This is a genomic window from Pedobacter sp. Bi27 (assembly GCF_918698255.1).
Lineage (GTDB): Bacteria > Bacteroidota > Bacteroidia > Sphingobacteriales > Sphingobacteriaceae > Pedobacter.
In genome coordinates, this window is the sequence record NZ_CAKKMW010000003.1 from 828216 (window position 1) to 847070 (window position 18855).

General features: G+C 39.9%; 15 protein-coding genes. 11 read left to right on the forward strand and 4 right to left on the reverse strand.

The features are described 5' to 3' along the window. Position 1: 1 nt before the first annotated feature. The 4 genes from LQ227_RS13605 to rlmF all read left to right on the forward strand — a co-directional run bounded on the left by LQ227_RS13605 (position 2) and on the right by rlmF (position 5427). Complete coding sequence (locus LQ227_RS13605) at positions 2-1771, forward strand: ABC transporter ATP-binding protein (RefSeq protein WP_230146275.1); 1770 nt, start codon at positions 2-4, stop codon at positions 1769-1771. Between the two features lie 57 nt (positions 1772-1828). Then, positions 1829-2854: an isoaspartyl peptidase/L-asparaginase family protein gene (locus LQ227_RS13610; RefSeq protein WP_230149663.1), complete on the forward strand. Its 1026-nt coding sequence runs from the start codon at positions 1829-1831 to the stop codon at positions 2852-2854. Positions 2855-2919: 65 nt separating this feature from the next. Further along, positions 2920-4206, forward strand: a complete 1287-nt coding sequence (gene dctA / locus LQ227_RS13615; protein WP_230146277.1) for a C4-dicarboxylate transporter DctA — start codon at positions 2920-2922, stop codon at positions 4204-4206. 204 nt (positions 4207-4410) lie between these two features. Further along, complete coding sequence (rlmF, locus tag LQ227_RS13620) at positions 4411-5427, forward strand: 23S rRNA (adenine(1618)-N(6))-methyltransferase RlmF (protein ID WP_230146278.1); 1017 nt, start codon at positions 4411-4413, stop codon at positions 5425-5427. 413 nt (positions 5428-5840) lie between these two features. Here the strand turns inward: rlmF and LQ227_RS13625 are convergent, their stop codons facing one another. Together LQ227_RS13625 and LQ227_RS13630 are read right to left on the reverse strand one after the other, a co-directional pair. Continuing rightward, positions 5841-6530: a VIT family protein gene (locus LQ227_RS13625; protein WP_230149664.1), complete on the reverse strand. Its 690-nt coding sequence runs from the start codon at positions 6528-6530 to the stop codon at positions 5841-5843. Positions 6531-6645: 115 nt separating this feature from the next. Then, positions 6646-7074 carry a cupin domain-containing protein gene (locus LQ227_RS13630; RefSeq protein WP_230149665.1) on the reverse strand — a complete coding sequence of 143 codons (429 nt, stop codon included), beginning with the start codon at positions 7072-7074 and terminating at the stop codon, positions 6646-6648. A gap of 668 nt (positions 7075-7742) precedes the next feature. Between LQ227_RS13630 and sucD the strand changes: the two genes are divergently transcribed. The 5 genes from sucD to LQ227_RS13655 all read left to right on the forward strand — a co-directional run bounded on the left by sucD (position 7743) and on the right by LQ227_RS13655 (position 14012). Continuing rightward, a complete protein-coding gene (sucD, locus tag LQ227_RS13635) occupies positions 7743-8615 on the forward strand; it encodes a succinate--CoA ligase subunit alpha (RefSeq protein WP_230146281.1) in 873 nt (290 codons plus the stop codon). 406 nt (positions 8616-9021) lie between these two features. Further along, entirely contained in the window at positions 9022-9525 is a 504-nt protein-coding gene (locus LQ227_RS13640; protein WP_215131388.1) for a methionine-R-sulfoxide reductase, read from the forward strand. A 144-nt stretch (positions 9526-9669) separates the two neighbouring features. Continuing rightward, complete coding sequence (locus LQ227_RS13645) at positions 9670-10050, forward strand: septal ring lytic transglycosylase RlpA family protein (RefSeq protein ID WP_230146282.1); 381 nt, start codon at positions 9670-9672, stop codon at positions 10048-10050. A gap of 455 nt (positions 10051-10505) precedes the next feature. After that, the gene (locus tag LQ227_RS13650) at positions 10506-11477 is read left to right on the forward strand and encodes a ribonucleoside-diphosphate reductase small subunit (RefSeq protein WP_025145778.1); all 972 of its coding nucleotides are present in this window, start codon (positions 10506-10508) and stop codon (positions 11475-11477) included. Positions 11478-11627: 150 nt separating this feature from the next. Beyond that, positions 11628-14012 carry a ribonucleoside-diphosphate reductase subunit alpha gene (locus tag LQ227_RS13655; RefSeq protein WP_131029987.1) on the forward strand — a complete coding sequence of 795 codons (2385 nt, stop codon included), beginning with the start codon at positions 11628-11630 and terminating at the stop codon, positions 14010-14012. A gap of 117 nt (positions 14013-14129) precedes the next feature. Here LQ227_RS13655 and LQ227_RS13660 read toward each other — a convergent pair whose 3' ends face one another. Continuing rightward, complete coding sequence (locus LQ227_RS13660; RefSeq protein ID WP_230146283.1) at positions 14130-14885, reverse strand: SDR family oxidoreductase; 756 nt, start codon at positions 14883-14885, stop codon at positions 14130-14132. A 230-nt stretch (positions 14886-15115) separates the two neighbouring features. On the opposite strand from LQ227_RS13660, the gene LQ227_RS13665 reads away from it, so the two are divergent. Continuing rightward, complete coding sequence (locus LQ227_RS13665; RefSeq protein WP_230146284.1) at positions 15116-15355, forward strand: cysteine-rich CWC family protein; 240 nt, start codon at positions 15116-15118, stop codon at positions 15353-15355. Between the two features lie 158 nt (positions 15356-15513). On the opposite strand, the gene LQ227_RS13670 is transcribed toward LQ227_RS13665, so the two are convergent. Next, the gene (locus LQ227_RS13670) at positions 15514-16422 is read right to left on the reverse strand and encodes a hypothetical protein (protein WP_230146285.1); all 909 of its coding nucleotides are present in this window, start codon (positions 16420-16422) and stop codon (positions 15514-15516) included. A 453-nt stretch (positions 16423-16875) separates the two neighbouring features. Between LQ227_RS13670 and LQ227_RS13675 the strand changes: the two genes are divergently transcribed. Further along, positions 16876-18843 carry an SPFH domain-containing protein gene (locus LQ227_RS13675; RefSeq protein ID WP_230149667.1) on the forward strand — a complete coding sequence of 656 codons (1968 nt, stop codon included), beginning with the start codon at positions 16876-16878 and terminating at the stop codon, positions 18841-18843. Positions 18844-18855 lie beyond the last annotated feature (12 nt).

An 18855-nucleotide genomic window follows, 5' to 3' on the forward strand; every position in this document is an offset into this window, starting at 1 on the left:
AATGGCAGTTACAGGCGACGTATACAACACTGGATTACTGAAACGTATTTTTCAATACGTAAAGCCTTACCGTGCCGTTTTTGTATGGTCGGTTATTTTAACCATTCTGCTTGCGGCCATTTCTCCGGTCCGTCCGTTTTTAATTAAGTATACACTCGATCATTATATTTTAACCGGAAATTATTCTGGCCTGGTGAATATGACCATGTTGATGATCTTTATGTTGATCTTACAAACTTTGATTCAATATAACCACACGCTTTTAACCAATACGTTAGGTCAATCGGTTATCCGCGATCTTCGGATCAATGTTTTTAACCACATTACAAAACTCCGCCTAAAATTCTTCGATAAAACGCCTATCGGACAATTAATTACCAGAACTGTTTCCGATTTGGAAACTATTGCCGATATCTTTTCGGAAGGTTTAATCTCGATGATAGGCGATAGTTTGCAGGTGGTGGTGATTGTGTGCGTCATGTTATATACCGATTGGCAATTGAGTTTAGTGGTGCTTTTGCCCATTCCATTGTTGATTATTGCTACCCGGAAATTCCAGAAAGCGATTAAAGTGGCTTTCCAGGAAATCAGGAATGAGGTTTCTAACCTGAATACTTTTTTGCAGGAACACATTACGGGTGTATCTATTGTGCAGTATTTTGCCAGGGAGAAACAGGAATACAGAAAATTTTACGCCATTAATAAGCGCTATCGTGATGCCAATATCCGTTCTAACTGGTATTACTCTATCTTTTTTCCTGTGGTGGAGTTAATCTCGGCCATGTCGCTGGGTTTGTTGGTGTGGTACGGCGCAAAAAGTATTCTTTCCAAACCGTTGGATGTAACGCCTGGAACCATCACACAGTTTATTATGTACCTGGGTATGGTATTTACACCGATCCGCCAGTTGGCCGATAAGTTTAATACGCTGCAGATGGGAATGGTGGGTGCCGAACGTGTTTTTAAAGTTTTAGATACTGATGAAACTACGCCAAATATGGGGACGCAAAAGCCAGCCAAATTAGACGGGAATATTAAATTCGAAAAGGTTTGGTTTGCCTATAACGACGAAAACTACGTGCTGAAAGACCTTACATTCGAAGTGAAGGCTGGCGAAACTGTGGCCTTGGTAGGGGCAACAGGTGCTGGTAAATCTTCTACCATTAATATCCTGAACCGTTTTTACGAAGTGAAAAAGGGTGATATCACCGTAGATGACATTCATATCGAAGATTTTGATCTGGATTACTTAAGGAGTAATATTGCTACTGTACTTCAGGATGTTTTCTTGTTTTCGGATACCATTTTAAACAACATTACACTAAATAACCCCCAAATTACCATCGAAGAAGTGGTGAATGCTGCCAAAAAAGTTGGTGCTCACGACTTTATAGAACGTTTACCGGGTGGCTATCAATATAATGTGATGGAAAGAGGTGCTACACTCTCAGCTGGTCAGGCCCAGTTGATTTCGTTTATCCGTGCCCTTGTGCATAATCCGGCTATTTTGGTTTTAGATGAAGCCACTTCATCAGTGGATACCGAAACAGAATTATTGATCCAGAAGGCTATTGATAACTTAATGGAAGGTCGTACCTCAATTGTAATTGCCCACCGTTTATCGACCATTCAAAAGGCCGATCAGATTATTGTGCTCGATAAAGGTGAGATTAAAGAAAAAGGCACGCATCAACAGCTGTTAAAATTAAATGGCTACTATAAAAAGCTTTATGATCTGCAGTTCTCATCCAAAGGGATAGCTAAAGTTTAAACTTATTTATTCTCAAGGATTTTCTTAATTTAACGGCTTCTTAAACCCAATAGGAAGATGAAACGGTTAAAATTACTTGCCTTATTCTTGTTTTCGGCTTTAGCCTTGCAGGTTTCTGCACAGCAGAAAAAATATGTAATGGTGATTCACGGTGGTGCTGGTACTATTCTCAAAAAGAACATGAGTCCCGAAAAGGAGGCTGCTTATATCGCTGCCTTAACAAAAGCACTAAATGCAGGTTATGCAGAAATTAAAGCAGGTAAATCGAGCCTCGATGCCGTTGAAGCAACCATTCATGTTTTAGAAAATGATCCGCATTTTAATGCTGGCAAAGGTGCTGTTTTTACACATGATGGCAGAAATGAGCTTGATGCCGCAATAATGGATGGAAAAACCTTAATGGCGGGATCTGTTGCTGGGGTAACTACCATAAAAAATCCAATTTCTGCAGCACGGGCTGTGATGGAAAAATCGGAACATGTAATGATGGTTGGCGCAGGTGCCGATCAGTTTGCAAAAGAGGTCGGATTGGAAATCGTAGATCCTAAATATTTCTGGACTAAGGAACGTTGGGATGGCTTAAAACAGGCCATTAAAGAAGATTCTACCAAAGCGGTTTTAGATCATGGAAGTAAAAAATCGGAATTATTTGGAATTAAAAACCACGATTACAAATTCGGCACGGTGGGTTGTGTAGCTTTAGATCAGGCTGGAAACCTGGCAGCGGGAACCTCAACCGGTGGTATGACGAACAAAAAATATGGACGTGTGGGCGATGCACCAATTATAGGGGCGGGTACCTACTGTAATAATGAAACAGCAGGTATTTCCTGTACTGGTTGGGGCGAGTTTTATATCCGTAATGTGGTGGCCAAAACGATTTCCGATTTAATGGAATATAAGGGCTTATCTGTTGCAGAGGCATCGAAAATTGCTTTAGATAAAGTAGGTAAAATGGGGGGCGACGGTGGTTTAATTGCTTTGGATAAAAAAGGAAATATGACTATGCCATTTAATACCGAGGGAATGTATAGAGGCGCAATTACTGCCGACGGGAAAATTGAGGTCAGTATTTATAAATAAAATTATTTTAAGCTTACTGTCTGTTCATTATTCAATAGCAAGCCAAAACACCTAAAAAAATAAAGATGACATTTATAGAATTTATAAAAAAAGTATTCTCCAATTTAACCTTTCAGGTCATCCTTGCCATCATAATAGGAATTAATGTTGGGATTTTCTTCCCCGGTTTTGCGCCTACAGCTAAATTGATCAGTCAGGGTTTTATCAACCTGATTAGCATGTTAATTGCACCAATTATATTCTTTACCATTGTTTTAGGTATTGCTCACATGGGCGATATGAAAAAAGTAGGTAGGGTGGGTGGCAAAGCATTGTTATATTTCGAAATTGTAAGCACAGTAGCTATTGCAATTGGTTTAGTGGTAGCGAATGTTTTAAAGCCTGGTGCCGGAATGATAACTAAGGCTAGCGATGCTACAAAAATTGTTGGTTATGCCGAGCAGGCAAAAGATATGAACTGGGCAGAATTCTTTCTGCATATTATTCCGCATAATGTGATTGCCGCTTTTGCTGAGGGAAACATTTTACAGATTTTGCTATTTGCCATTCTTTTCGGTTATGGTTTGAATAAATTAGGAGGAGAGGGAACAAGCGTTTTAAATGCCTTCGATAAAATATCGAAAGTACTCTTCAAAATTATGAAGGTAATTATGCGTTTAGCGCCAATTGGGGCTTTCGGAGGAATGGCCTTCAGCATTGGTACGCATGGTTTGGAAAGTATAGTGGGTATGGCTAAACTAATGGGCTCAGTTTATTTAACCTGCATCCTGTTCATTTTTATTGTTTTAAATGGGATTTGCCGCTATTATAACTTTAGCTTGTGGGCTTACCTGAAGTATATCCGACAGGAAATTTTAATTGTACTGGGTACTTCTTCTTCCGAATCGGCATTGCCAAGCATGATGCAGAAAATGGAAGCTATTGGGTGCGATAAATCGGTTGTTGGTTTGGTTATCCCTACCGGCTATTCTTTTAATCTTGATGGAACGGCAATTTACCTGGCCATGGCCGTAATATTTCTTTGTCAGGTTTTTCATGTCGATTTATCCTTGGGTCAGCAGATTACAGTTTTAGGCGTGCTTATGGTTACTTCTAAAGGTGCAGCTGGGGTAACGGGGAGCGGCTTTATCGTTTTGGTATCAACCTTAACCGCTTTGAAAATTATGCCGATAGAACATATCTCCATATTAATTGGTGTAGACCGTTTTATGAGCGAAGCAAGGGCTATAACCAATGTAATCGGAAACGGCGTGGCCACCATAGTAATTGCTAAAAGTGAAAACCAGTTCGATGAGGCAAAGTATCAGAAAGCTATTCAGCCTGCAATGATAGAAAAAGCAGAGGAGGTATAGTTGTGAGTTTTCAGTCTGGGTGCAGATAATTTAGCCACGGAAGCACAGAAATCACGGAAAATTTCTTGTATTTATGTTATAGTAAATCTTTGTTTTTATAGCACATGCAAAAGCCTTCTACCTTCAGCCTTCACACCTTCAACCTTTTTATGTACCTTTGTGTTAGAAACATGCACACAGCTTGTTTAATTAATCCATAGCACATTGGCTCAAGAAGAACAAAATAACCGCAAGGAAAAAAGCGAGTTACACCCACGCAACAAACACCGTTCGCGTTACAATTTCAAACAACTTATAGCAACCTCAAAAGAATTAAAACGTTTCGTTTTTAAAAACGAACACAATGATGATTCTATCGATTTTGCAGATCAAAGTGCCGTTAAAGCACTTAATAGGGCATTGTTGAAATATTTTTATAACATTTCACAATGGGACATTCCCCAGGATTTTCTTTGTCCGCCTATTCCGGGCCGGGCCGATTATATTCACTATGTTGCCGATCTATTGGGTTCAAGCAATAAAGGTAAAAACCCTAAAGGAGCCAATATTAATGTATTGGATATTGGTGTAGGTGCAAACTGTATTTACCCCATCATTGGTCACCAGGAATATGGCTGGAGTTTCGTAGGTTCTGAGATCGATCCACTTTCGGTCGATTCGGCTAAGCGCATTATCGAAGCCAATAAGCCATTACAAGGGGCAGTGGAAATCCGTCAGCAATCTTCAAAAATGGGTATTTTTAGGGGTGTTGTAGGTGGTAAAGAAAGGTTCGATGCGGTGGTTTGTAATCCACCGTTTCATGCCTCTTTAAAAGAAGCTGAGCAAGGTACCCGTCAGAAATGGCGTAATCTGGGCGGAAATGAGAAGGAAGTAAAACATGTATTAAACTTTGGTGGTAACAAGGCCGAGCTTTGGTGCCCGGGTGGTGAACGTGCTTTTGTAGAGCAAATGATTATCCAGAGTGAGCAGATCAAAAACCAGGTTTTATGGTTTACCTCATTGGTATCAAAAAGTGCTAACTTAAAAAGCATCTACAGCGCATTGGTTAAAGCAAATGCTTTTGAGGTAACCACCGTTCAAATGAGCCAGGGACAAAAAATAAGCCGTTTCGTAGCATGGACTTTCCATGACGAAGCTGCACAGGCCGAATGGGTAAAAGCCTGGAAAACTGAGCCAAAACCAAAGGTAGAAAAGCCTAAGTCTGAAGCCGAAAATCTTTAGTCTAATAAATAGTAAAACATAGCCGGATCAATGATTAAAGTTGGTTCGGCTTTTCGTTTTTATCTTTTTTGGCAATTGTTTCCGGATCGAAATTATTCTTTATCTGTTCGTCACCCTGTCCCGAATGTTCGGGATCAGGGTCTATTTTGATTAGAATAGCATTTAAGATTCTGAAATAAATTCAGAATGACGAATTACGAGAGATAAGTAAAGCAAAGCCGGATTAACGATTAAAGTTAGTCCGGCTTTTCGTTTTTAGGATTATGATACCGGGAAAAGCCAAGCTACATTCTGCGTTTGTCATCTAAAATCAGCGGGAATAAATACGTTTAAATGGTTCCCACAGATTACAAGGATGCTCGCAGATTTTGCAAAATAGAACCGTCAACCGAGAACTGTAAACTGCCTATTGATTAACTGGTCCTGGCCTCGAAAATATACCCAGCCAAAGCAGTTACTACCATGGCCACCGTTCCCCAGAAACAGATCCGTAATACCCCTTTAATCATGTTAGAGCCTCCTGCTTTTGCTGCAATTGCACCTGATAAGGCCAAAAACACGATAGCAAAACCATATTGATAAAACACCATCGATTTTATTGGAGCAAGAAAAGCAACTAAAAAAGGTAAAATACCACCGCTTATAAAGGAGGCTCCAGATGCAAAAGCCGCTTGAAGCGGTTTGGGTTGTGTAATTTCGTTAATACCCAGTTCATCTCTGGCATGTGTGCCTAAGGCATCTTTCTCGGTCAATTTTATGGCTACCTGCATGGCCAGATCTTCATCTAAGCCCTGCGCAACATATATCTTAGCGAGCTCTTTCAGCTCTAATTCGGGCATGGTTTCGAGTTCTATTTTCTCGCGTGCAAGATCTGCTTTTTCAATATCAGCCTGAGAACTTACTGAAACATATTCTCCAGCTGCCATGGATAATGCTCCGGCAACCAAACCGGCCAGTGCCGCTAATACAATCGGACTTCTGGTATCGCTCGCTGCGGCAATACCAATAACTAAACTGGCTGTAGAAATAATGCCGTCGTTGGCACCAAGCACTGCCGCCCTTAGCCAACCCGTTCTGTTGGTATAATGTTTTTCCAGTTCCATTGTTTGGTATTTGTTCTCTAATGTAGTGTATTAAAGTCCCCTTTGAAGGGGGGCTGGGGGATGAAAAACTAATGCAACTCCCAAATCGTAGCATCTCGTAAAGAACCGAATATCATCATTTCTTCTCGTAAACAATCATAATAGTCAAATCATTACCGGCATTTGGGGCAATACCATGCGAACTGCCTGGGCGGGTTAAAATGGCATCACCAGGTTTAACCGCAAAAGTTTTTCCGTTCATCTGCATGGTTCCGTTTCCGCTGAGTACGTAATAAATCTCATCTTCTTTTTGCAAATGGTAGCCGATGGAGGAGCCTGATTTCAAAATCCTTTTTTTAAATACCGTTTTCAGGCTTTTGGCATCACTAAAAAAGTTAAAGCCAATGGTTTTGCCTCCGCCGTTATGCGTACCGGGTTCCTCTTTGGCTACTTCAATATCGTTTTGGAGGATGTATTTGCTGGTATCGGTACTTTGTGCGCTGGCCTTAACTGAAATAAAGGTTGCAGCAAAAATGGTTGCGATTGGGATTAGTTTCTTGATCATATGCGTTTTATAATTGGCTTAAGTTTGTCTGGATTTTTAGTCTTTCTGCTTTGGTCTTTCCGATCAAAAGGTAAATTTAGGCGTTTTGCCTGGATGTTGCCACAAGCACCAGCACTTTGTTACTAAACCAGATCGAAGTGGTTCTGGTTCTTCACCAGAAGTAACGGAGAGTGGGACTAGACTCCTCCAAAAGCGCTTAACTGCTCATTTCCCAATCCTAAATGTTGATATTTTAATTTGAAAACGTATGGTTTGCCGTTCTTAGGTGGGGTTCCGTCCTGCCATCCACTGTAGCTCCGATAGAAAAAATCGGAGGCTGCCGTTCCTGTCAGGTTTATAATGAAAGGCTTGCTCCAGACATGTTGCCATAAGCACCAGCACTTTGTTACTAAACCCGATCACAGTGGCTCTGGTTTTTACAAGAAGTAACGGAGAGCGGGAGTGCAGCCCTCCAAAAGCACAGGACTGCTCATTTCCTAATCCTAAATGTTGATATTTTAATTTGAAAACGAACGGTTTGTTTTTACTTCTGAATAAAGCCTATGATTGGCTACGGCGGCTATAAACCATTTCCTTACATTTTCCTGAAAAAACGGACTAAATAATATGGTTTTAGATTTGAATTCCAGTTCAATAATATTAGCTTTGCACAAAAAAAATATTGATACATGAGCGTTTTAGTAAATAAAGATTCTAAGGTTATCGTTCAGGGTTTTACCGGAAACGAAGGAACTTACCACGCTGAGCAGATGCTGGCCTATGGTACAAACGTAGTTGGTGGTGTAACGCCTGGCAAAGGTGGGCAATTGCATTTAGATAAGCCTGTTTTTAATACTGTTAAAGATGCCGTTGATAAAACGGGTGCAAATGTATCTATCATTTTTGTGCCACCAGCTTTTGCTGCTGATGCAATTATGGAAGCTGCCGAAGGTGGTATTAAAGTTATTGTTTGTATTACTGAAGGTATCCCAACTAAGGATATGATTCAGGTTAAAGAATATATTACTGACCGCGATGTTACACTTATCGGCCCTAACTGCCCGGGTGTAATTACGGCTGACGAAGCTAAAATTGGTATCATGCCAGGTTTTATCTTCAAAAAAGGTCATGTAGGTGTGGTTTCTAAATCAGGAACTTTAACTTACGAAGCGGTAGATCAGGTTGTTAAAGCTGGTTTAGGTATTACAACGGCTATCGGTATTGGTGGTGACCCAATTATTGGAACACCTACTGTAGAAGCAGTTAAATTATTAATGAACGATCCTGAAACTCATGGTATCATCATGATTGGTGAAATTGGTGGTGGAATGGAAGCAGAAGCTGCCCGCTGGATCAAAGAACATGGTACTAAACCAGTTGTTGGTTTCATCGCTGGTCAAACTGCGCCTCCAGGACGTAGAATGGGCCACGCTGGTGCTATTGTTGGCGGTGCTGATGATACTGCAGCTGCTAAAATGAAAATCATGCGCGAGTGTGGTATCCGTGTAGTAGAAAGTCCTGCTGAAATCGGTGCTGCAATGGCAGAAGAATTAGCAAAATAAGATTTAAAAATCTCTTTATAGAAAAGCGTTTCGATTAGGTTCGGGACGCTTTTTTTGTTTTTTTACCGCAAAGTTCGCGAAGAATGTGTTCGACCACTAAGGCGCAAAGTACACGAAGTTGGCGTGTTATGGCCATCTTTCTTCTTATGGCGTTATTCCCGCGCAGGCTGGAATCTTTAATGCTTAAGGTTAAAACCACCAGCCCTCGTTTCCCTCTCCTGGAGGAGAGGGACGGAACGAAAGGAACATACCACCTAAACTTTGTCAGGGTGAGGTTCTGCACCCAAAACTGAAAACTCCCTACTGAAAACTCCAAACTCCCCGCTCATTTATCATCGCTTTGTAAACACTACCCCATTCTCTTAAACCTGCAAACCAAAACAGAATCTATAGCGTATATTGAGGTATGAAAACGATGTTAAATAAACTATTTTTGGTTTCTGCTGTTGTTTTAATAACAGGTATTTCTGCTTGTGCCCAAAAGCAAGATAAGAAAGCCGTAAAACAATCGAAGGAAACAGAACAAATCATACCAAAAAAGAAAATGAACTGGAATCCATTAACACCCGAAGAAGAAAGAGTAATTGTAAATAAAGGTACAGAATACCCTGGTACAGGTAAATATGAACATACAACAGATAAAGGGACTTATACCTGTAAGCGTTGTAATGCGGCCTTGTACCGTTCGGAAAGTAAGTTCGATGCACACTGCGGCTGGCCTGCTTTCGATGACGAAATTAAAGGCGCTGTAAAGCGTATCCCTGATGCTGATGGCTCGCGTACAGAAATTGTTTGCGCCAATTGTGGCGCGCATTTAGGGCACGTATTTTTGGGCGAAGGATTTACCAATAAAGACACCCGTCATTGCGTAAATTCGATCTCAATGAATTTCGTGCCAGATCAAAAATAAGGTGGATGTAGAAGGGTTAGGTAAGGGCGTACAGCGATAAGTTGTACGCCTTTTTTAATGCGCAAAATCGGGCTGTTTTTCCACAAATTATTGATTATAAACTAAATGCTTATATTTGCAGGCTCGATAAAGAAAATTTAGCCTATGAAGTGTCTGTTGTTATTAAGTTTTTGTTTCCTGTTTTTACAAGGTAAAGCACAAGATTCTGATTCATCAAACGAACCAGATAGTATTAAAAAAACAGTTCTCGCCACTTATTATCACAGAAAATTTGAAGGTCGCCGTACCACCAGCGGCGCCAAATACAGGGCAAAAAAGCTAACAGCTGCCCATCGTACGCTGCCATTCGGCACCTTGGTTACGGTAACCAATCCAGATAACGGAAAATCAGTTGTGGTAAAGGTAAATGACCGTGGTCCTTTCTCTAAAAGATTGGCTATAGATCTATCTGAACGTGCTGCAAAACAGATCGGTATCTTCCGTAAAGGCATAGCTAAAGTAAGCCTCAGTTATACGACTGGGTAATACTCCTTTTGGCTCTATTTAGTAGTTGTTATACCCCTCAAATTTAAGTTATTAACACTCATTTTGGTTTGCTAAGCCCTTGAAAAGAAACGATTAGCTTTTTTTTCGCTTGAAAATGATATTCGACTGATCGTTTTTCCCCAGCAATTGAACAGGGTGTTAACAACTTTGGTTCACAAAAAAGGGCCGCCGTATATATATTTGTTATAACAAAGTTCTTTAACTTCTTGCGCTTGAAAACAAATATAAAAGCTTAGTTTTTAGTAATTTATACGTATATCACCTGATTGCAATTTTAAATTTTCCCTAACTAAAAACTCAGTTGTTTGTCGGGCAATAGAGTTAGCACTTTCACAACAGCGTTTTGATAAAAGACATTACAATCATCATTTAAAATTGATGGATGCGTGCCTTTGTCGGCTCTGTTAAAAAAATAGAATTAAAAACATCAGCGTATGGAACAGGAATTATTACTACAAGAAAACAAAGATAGATTTGTGCTTTTGCCGATTAAGTATCCGGCAATCTGGGAAATGTATAAAAAGACCGAAGCTAGTTTTTGGACTGCAGAAGAGATTGATCTCTCTGACGACCAGAAACACTGGGACAATTTAAACGATGGCGAAAGACATTTCATTTCGCACATCCTTGCTTTCTTTTCTGCTAGTGATGGTATTGTGAACGAAAATCTTGCGGTAAACTTCATGAGTGAGGTTCAATTGCCAGAAGCACGTTGTTTTTATGGTTTCCAGATTATGATGGAAAATATCCATGCCGAAACCTACGCCCTGTTAATCGATACTTATATTAAAGATCCAGAAGAAAAAGACCGTTTGTTCCACGCCATTGATACCGTACCTGCGGTGAAAAGAAAAGCAGAATGGGCTTTACGCTGGATCGAAAATGGAACTTTTGCCGAGCGTTTAGTGGCATTTGCTGCGGTTGAAGGTATTTTCTTCAGCGGAAGTTTCTGCTCTATTTTCTGGTTAAAGAAACGTGGTTTAATGCCGGGATTAACTTTCAGTAACGAGCTGATCTCGAGAGACGAAGGTTCACATTGCGAATTTGCTTGTTTACTTTACAGCATGTTGAGCAATAAATTGAGCGAAGAAGCAGTTCATGGCATTATTAGTGATGCTGTAGAAATTGAAAAAGAATTTATTACTGATGCCTTACCAGTTGCGCTAATTGGTATGAATGCAAAATTAATGAGCCAGTATATCGAATTTGTAGCCGATAGATGGTTACAGGAGCTGGGTTACAAAAAAATCTACAATGCAACCAATCCATTCGATTTTATGGAAATGATTTCATTGCAGGGTAAAACCAATTTCTTCGAAAAACGTGTTGGCGATTATCAGAAAAGTGGTGTATTAACCTCTGCTGATAATAACAAACAGGCGTTTTCTTTAGATGAAGACTTTTAAGGTAGAGGGCGAAAGGTTTTAATCTCGCTACTTGATACTTGTTACCCGCTACTCGATACTAATAAATAAATAACAAAAAATACAAAGTGATGATTAGGTCTTGATACTTGATACTCACGGCTTAATAATAAAACTTAAATCTCATAAAATATGTTCGTACTAAAAAGAGATGGCCGCAAAGAAGCGGTGCAATTTGACAAAATCACAGCCCGCATTCAAAAGTTGTGCTATAGTTTAAATTCAGATCTGGTCGATCCAATCGATGTAGCCAAAAAGGTTATCGAAGGTTTATACGATGGTGTAACAACATCTGAGCTGGATAACCTTGCTGCAGAAACTGCTGCCTCGTTAACAACAAAACACCCTGATTACGCTTTGTTGGCATCGCGTATTGCGGTTTCCAACCTACATAAAAACACCACTAAATCATTCTCGGGTACGATGAAAATGTTGTACGAATATTTCGACCCGAAAGCGCAGAAAGATGCTCCTCTTATCGCTGATGATGTTTATGAGATTATAGAAAAAAACAAGGATATTTTAGATAGTTCTATCATTTACGACCGCGATTTCGGTTTCGATTATTTCGGTTTTAAAACTTTAGAAAAATCTTACCTTTTAAAAGTTAACGGTCAGATTGTAGAGCGTCCTCAACATTTGTTTATGCGTGTTTCTGTTGGTATCCACAAAGAAGATATCGATAGCGCAATCAAAACCTATAACTTAATGAGCGAGCGTTGGTTTACACATGCTACACCAACTTTGTTTAACGCAGCTACACCAAAACCTCAAATGTCGTCATGTTTCTTGTTAACCATGCAGGATGATAGCATCGAAGGTATTTACGATACTTTAAAACAAACGGCTAAAATTTCGCAAAGTGCAGGCGGCATTGGTTTGAGTATCCACAACATCCGTGCAACAGGATCGTATATTGGTGGTACAAACGGTACAAGTAACGGTATTATTCCAATGTTACGTGTATTTAACGATACTGCACGTTACGTAGATCAGGGTGGAGGTAAACGTAAAGGTGCTTTTGCTATTTATTTAGAACCTTGGCATGCAGATGTTTTCGAATTTTTAGACCTTCGTAAAAACCACGGTAAAGAAGAAATGCGTGCGCGCGATTTGTTTTATGCCCTTTGGATTAACGATTTGTTTATGCAACGTGTTAAAGATAATGGCGATTGGACATTATTCTGCCCGCACGAAGCACCAGGTTTGGCAGATTGTTTCGGTAAGGAATTCGAAGAATTATACGCTAAATATGAAGCAGAAGGCCGTGGCCGTAAAACCATTAAAGCACAAGAACTTTGGTTTGCTATCTTAGATTCGCAAATTGAAACCGGTACGCCTTACATGTTGTTTAAAGATGCAGCGAACAGCAAATCTAACCAACAGAATTTAGGTACCATCAAAAGTTCTAACTTGTGTACCGAAATTATCGAGTATACCTCTAAAGATGAAGTTGCGGTTTGTAACTTAGCATCATTGGCATTACCTCGTTTCGTAATCAACGGTGCTTTCGATCACCAGAAATTATACGATGTAACTTATCAGGCTACTTTAAACCTGAACAAAATCATCGACCATAACTATTATCCGGTGCCAGAAGCCGAAAACTCAAACATGCGCCATCGTCCCGTTGGTTTAGGTGTACAAGGTTTGGCTGATGCCTTTATCTTATTGCGTTTACCTTTCGAAAGTGATGAGGCTAAACGTTTAAATAAAGATATTTTCGAGACGATCTATTTCGCTTCGATGACGGCTTCGCACGATTTGGCTGTGAAAAATGGTCCTTATCAAACATTTAAAGGTTCGCCATTATCAAAAGGTAAATTCCAGTTCGATTTATGGAATGTTACACCAGATAGCGGCCGTTGGGACTGGAATGCATTGCGCAAAAAAGTAGTTAAAGATGGTGTGTACAACTCACTATTGGTTGCACCAATGCCAACTGCATCTACTTCTCAGATTTTAGGTAACAATGAATGTTTCGAACCATATACTTCTAACATTTACACCCGCCGTGTATTAAGTGGAGAGTTTGTAGTGGTAAACAAACACTTATTGAAAGATTTAGTAGCATTAGGTTTATGGAACAACGATATGAAAAATCAGATCATATTGGCTAACGGTTCAATCCAGGCTATTGATTCGATTCCTGATTATATTAAAGAATTGTATAAAACCGTTTGGGAGATCAAGATGCGTAATATCATCGATATGGCTGCAGATCGCGGTGCCTATATCTGCCAGTCGCAATCGTTAAACTTGTTCGTAAACGCACCAAATACATCAAAATTAACTTCAATGCACTTCTATGCATGGGAGAAAGGTTTAAAAACCGGTATGTATTACTTGCGTACACAAGCAGCTTCTCAGGCCGTTAAATTTACGGTAGAGAACCAAGGTGGTAAAGCAATTGAAGCGGTTATTCCAGCTGAAATGACACAAGATCAGGTTGCAGAAGAAATCGTTGACGGACCAGTTTGTTCAATGGAAGAAGGCTGTATCAGCTGCTCAGGCTAGTCCTAACGAGTCGTCATCCTAAGGTTGTTTCAAGGTCTGACGCAAGATAGAATTTTAAAGGAGATTATTTAAAACAGCCTCCAATACAAAAGCCCGATACATTGTATCGGGCTTTTTTTATCGTTGATTTTTAGTAATCGCAATCCAATCTTTGTAATGGGTTTCGCCGAGAAAAACAGCTGCTTCGGGCACCAGCGTGTCAGCGGTTAACAATGCTCCCGAGTACGAAGCCTGAACATCAGATGTTACCTCATAGTTTTTGTGAGTTGCCTGCAAATATTTTCTTATCCATATTGCCATATCAAATTTTTCAGGTCCGCCAATTTCAAGAATTTGGTTAGCGGGCTTTTCCAAAGCTATTTTGGCCATAAAAGCAGCTACATCTTTACTTGCGATAGGTTGAATGTTGGCTGCAGGTAGGATTACTTTTCCATCGGTCATGCTCATTTGAACAATGCTTCCTGCAAATTCAAAAAACTGGGTAGCATGAACAAGAGTATAGGGAATGCCTGATGCTTTGATCAGGCTTTCCTGCATCTGTTTCGCACGAAAATAACCGCTGGCTTGGAGTTTTTGGGTACCCACTACAGATAAGGCAATATGATGCTGTACCCCAGCTGCCGTTGCCATAGGCAACAGGTTTTCGTTGGAGGTTTTGAAGAAGTTCATCACAGCAGCGTCTTCAAAAGATGGCGAGTTAGATACATCTACCACTACTTGTGCCCCTTGCAATACTTCTTTTAAACCTTCGCCAGTAAGTGTGTTCACTCCGTTATTGGGCGAGGCAGCGATCACTTCATGTCCGCTGTTTTGTAATTGATTTACGATTTGGTTACCAATAAGGCCGGTACCGCCGATAACTACTATTTTCATAATCTTTGCTAGGATAAATTGTACTATACAAAGATGAACAGTACCTTGCAAGAAAAACTTAAACTAGTTTAAGAAAGGTAAATGTAGCTATAGTTCCTTAAAAGCAATTATAAAGTAAAGGTTTTGGGCAAACGCTCAAAACCTTATTTTTTGTTTATACTTTTGTGTGGTTCAGTAGTTCATTAGCCATTGGTTCATTAGTTTCTAAAGCGCCAAATACAAGTGAACTAATGACCAGTGAACATATGAATAATACCTTAAAACATAGCGCCAAACACGAAATCATCCCTTGCGAGCGATGTAATGGCGTCATTGAGTGCAAGGCAAATTCTTATACCAAATGCCAGTGCAGCGTGGTGCAGTTAAGCATTAACGAGGTACAATACATCTCCGAACTGTACGATGGCTGCCTCTGCGCCAAATGCCTGTTTGAGTTGCAGCAAGAGTATCGTGTAGAAGTAGGCATTTAATCTTTGTGTTTTGTAGTCGAAATAGTTTGAAAAGCAAGTTCCTGTGCTTTTAGGTTGGTTCCTGTCCCGCTTTTCCTTCTGCCCCGATAAAAAAACCGGGGGCATTCGTGCAATCGGGTTTAGTTTACATGGGGTTCCAATCCATTCTGGTAAAAATGTTAACGATAGGTAATCCACTCAATCCCTAATAGGCCGGGGTGTTTTTCTATTATTATATAACTACCTATGTTAAATTTATCGTACACTTCTCCTTTTATTTTTTTTCGCTCGTAATCTAAATCATGCTGCAACAAGAAATAATAACGCAAACGCGTTCTTGGTAATAGAAATGTGTTATATTTTCTTTTTATGGTATCAGTTACTTTCTTCTTGGCAAATATTCTATAGGGTTTGCCATTCCATAATAAAAACTTAGTGCTAAAAACACCACGAAACGTACTATCAGTTTTTTCACTCACTTCTATCCATTTAGGTGGATCTACATTCTTATTTATGGGTACCAGATCTAAGTAATAGTGATGTGTCTCAAAATCTTCAGGGCCATTTCCTCCGGTAACGATTTCGTTTTTAGAAATAACATAATATCTTTTATCAATAGTTTTTGCGGTATCAAAGGCAAAATTTACAGCAAACAAAAACTGTAAGACGTAGAAACATAAGGTAGTTAAAAATTTTATCCGATTATCGGGATAAAGGCGTTCAGCAATAAAAAAGGCGTAATATATGGCCATTGGGATAAACAATATCAACAATGCCAGCAGTGTCGGAAAATTGTATAGATATAAGATATGGGAATTTGCGAAAGGGTATAATACGGGAAAAACACATGAAGTAAACATATTTGAACCATCTGGCATATCGGTTTTGGTAACCGAATGGAAAATATACCTCAAAATTGGAATACAGAATATAATAACAACGAGATATTTAAATTCCACTGAAAGAGGATCGCTAAAGACCAAATAAACGCATAAGGCAATACGCGTATAAATAGAGAAAGTAACAAGTACGATCAGTTCTCCGAAAGGCTTTATATAGTCGTCCGTAAAATCTTCGAAAAAGCCCATGTCTGATAATACTTTGAATAAATGTAATAATATCTCTAATATATTGTAATGTTTCTATCCGTATATTATTTAAGATCACGCTCATTTGAGGCTTCTGGTATTAAAGCTTATCAATTAGTGTAGGCCAATTGGGTCATTTGTATAGGTCTAAAAAAGGACACATTTTTTTCGATTAATTGTAATTTATACAATTAAAATTTCTGCAACTATTTCGGTAAACCTAAATGGTTAGTTTTTAGCGTTTATAAGCATTTAGTCAGGCTATTCTATAAAATGTCATCTGCAGATGACATTTCGCTCTAAATCGATCCTGAGTCATCTTTTAGGCCTTAAAATCAATAAAAAATAGTTTAAAAATAAGTGTCAAAAATGGTAACAAAGCACGGCGTTTGATATCTATATCGTGCTTGATAAATGGTTTATCAGGTTAAAAAAAGAAAAAATAATAACATTATGGAAGCGCTCATTTCTAATTACTGGTGGGTTTTAGTGGCACTGTTGTGCATAGTTTTATACAAATATATTTTACGTTTCTTATTCGGGATGGTCATCGTACCCGAAGATAGGATCGGATTGATTACCAAAAAATTCGTGCTCTTCGGTTCCGACCGGGAGCTGCCCGATGGCCGCATCATCGCGGTTAAAGGCGAAGCTGGTTTCCAGGGAAAAACCTTAGCCCCAGGGTTGTATTTCGGAATGTGGTTCTGGCAGTACAGCGTAACGATGGAACAGTTTACCATTATTCCGGAGGGTAAAATCGGACTGATTATGGCCAAAGATGGTTCGGAAATTCCAACGGGTAATATCCTTGGGCAAAGGGTAGAGTCTGATAATTTTCAGGATGCAGTGAAGTTTCTCGAAAATGGCGGTCAGCGAGGCCGGCAAACCTCTTATATTACCTCGGGTTCTTATCGTATCAATACGATGCTGTTTCAGGTTTCTGTTACGGATATGATCCGAATCCAGGAAAGCATGGTGGGCATTGTAACCACTTTAGATGGTTTACCGATTGAGGCCAATCAGATTGCGGGCAAGCTTGTTGATGGACACAACAATTTCCAGGATTTCGATGCCTTTATAAAACAAGGTGGTAACCGTGGTTTGCAACCCCAGGTAATTTTGGCAGGTTCTTATAACCTTAACCCCTGGGCAATTCAATTGGAGGAAATCCCTATGACTGAAATCGCGATCGGTTATGTAGGCGTTGTAATCTCATTTATTGGTACTGATGGGAACGACCTGACCGGTGCAGACTTTAAACATGGTAATATTGTTGGTAAAGGTTCTAAAGGTGTTTGGCTCGAACCGCTTGGGCCAGGTAAATATCCGATTAACAAATACATTATGAAGGTAGAGTTGGTACCAACAACTAATTTGGTGTTAAACTGGGCATCGGCACGTAGTGAGGCACATAATCTGGATAAAAACCTGTCAACCATTACTGTACGTTCTAAAGATGGTTTCCCCTTTAATTTAGATGTCGCGCAGATTATTCACGTACCAACTACGGAAGCTCCTAAAGTTATTGCACGTTTTGGTAATATGGTGAATCTGGTTTCGCAGGTTTTAGAACCCACCATTGGTAACTATTTCCGTAACTCGGCACAGGGAAGTGATGTGATTGCTTTCTTAAGTACCCGTAAAGAGCGTCAGGAATCGGCTAAAGAACATATCCGTAAAGTGCTTGATGAATATAACGTAAATGCGGTTGATACGCTGATCGGAGACATTGTTCCGCCAGAATCGTTAATGAAAACCTTAACCGACCGTAAAATTGCGGAAGAGCAAAAGGTTACTTACGAAACCCAAAAACAGGCACAGGAAACGCGCCAGGGGATGGAGAAAGAAACTGCGATTGCTGATATGCAGAAAGATATTGTGAAGGCACAACAAAGTGTGGAGATTGCCGAACGTACCGCAAGTGCAACCGTGAAAAAATCGGAAGGCGATGCGGCTGGTGTAAAACTCGCAGTGGGAGCAGAGGCTGAGGCCACTAAAATGAGGGCGCATGCAGAGGCTGAGGCAACCAAAGCAAGAGCACAGGCTGATTCTGAAGCGATAAAGTTAAGGGCATCAGCAGAGGCTGAGCAGATTTCTTTAACCGGTAGTGCAGAAGCAGGTAAAATCTTAGCGGTAGGTAAATCAACCGCCGAAGCTTACGAGCTTGCCGTGAAAGCTTTGGGAGGCGAAAACTTTACCCGTTACAAAATTACCGAGGAGTTATCAAAAGGTAATGTGAAACTGATTCCTGATGTATTGATTGGTGGTAGTGGAGGTAACCACGGCGGTTCAGCAATGGATGGTCTGTTGGGATTGAAGTTGATGGAGTTGATGGACCCAGCGCAACGCAAAGAAGTGGTAGCGGTTGCAGAAATTGTAGAAACAAAAGCCAAACCTAAAAAGGATAATATAAATCCTTAATTTGGTTTTAAA

What these genes read in the sequence shown, in the direction of transcription:
- LQ227_RS13605 (WP_230146275.1), top strand. Translation starts at nt 2, where the DNA reads ATGGCAGTTACAGGCGACGTATACAACACTGGATTACTGAAACGTATT.
- LQ227_RS13610 (WP_230149663.1), top strand. Translation starts at nt 1,829, where the DNA reads ATGAAACGGTTAAAATTACTTGCCTTATTCTTGTTTTCGGCTTTAGCC.
- dctA (WP_230146277.1), top strand. Translation starts at nt 2,920, where the DNA reads ATGACATTTATAGAATTTATAAAAAAAGTATTCTCCAATTTAACCTTT.
- LQ227_RS13625 (WP_230149664.1), bottom strand. Translation starts at nt 6,530, where the DNA reads ATGGAACTGGAAAAACATTATACCAACAGAACGGGTTGGCTAAGGGCG.
- LQ227_RS13630 (WP_230149665.1), bottom strand. Translation starts at nt 7,074, where the DNA reads ATGATCAAGAAACTAATCCCAATCGCAACCATTTTTGCTGCAACCTTT.
- sucD (WP_230146281.1), top strand. Translation starts at nt 7,743, where the DNA reads ATGAGCGTTTTAGTAAATAAAGATTCTAAGGTTATCGTTCAGGGTTTT.
- LQ227_RS13640 (WP_215131388.1), top strand. Translation starts at nt 9,022, where the DNA reads ATGAAAACGATGTTAAATAAACTATTTTTGGTTTCTGCTGTTGTTTTA.
- LQ227_RS13645 (WP_230146282.1), top strand. Translation starts at nt 9,670, where the DNA reads ATGAAGTGTCTGTTGTTATTAAGTTTTTGTTTCCTGTTTTTACAAGGT.
- LQ227_RS13650 (WP_025145778.1), top strand. Translation starts at nt 10,506, where the DNA reads ATGGAACAGGAATTATTACTACAAGAAAACAAAGATAGATTTGTGCTT.
- LQ227_RS13655 (WP_131029987.1), top strand. Translation starts at nt 11,628, where the DNA reads ATGTTCGTACTAAAAAGAGATGGCCGCAAAGAAGCGGTGCAATTTGAC.
- LQ227_RS13660 (WP_230146283.1), bottom strand. Translation starts at nt 14,885, where the DNA reads ATGAAAATAGTAGTTATCGGCGGTACCGGCCTTATTGGTAACCAAATC.
- LQ227_RS13665 (WP_230146284.1), top strand. Translation starts at nt 15,116, where the DNA reads ATGACCAGTGAACATATGAATAATACCTTAAAACATAGCGCCAAACAC.
- LQ227_RS13670 (WP_230146285.1), bottom strand. Translation starts at nt 16,422, where the DNA reads ATGGGCTTTTTCGAAGATTTTACGGACGACTATATAAAGCCTTTCGGA.
- LQ227_RS13675 (WP_230149667.1), top strand. Translation starts at nt 16,876, where the DNA reads ATGGAAGCGCTCATTTCTAATTACTGGTGGGTTTTAGTGGCACTGTTG.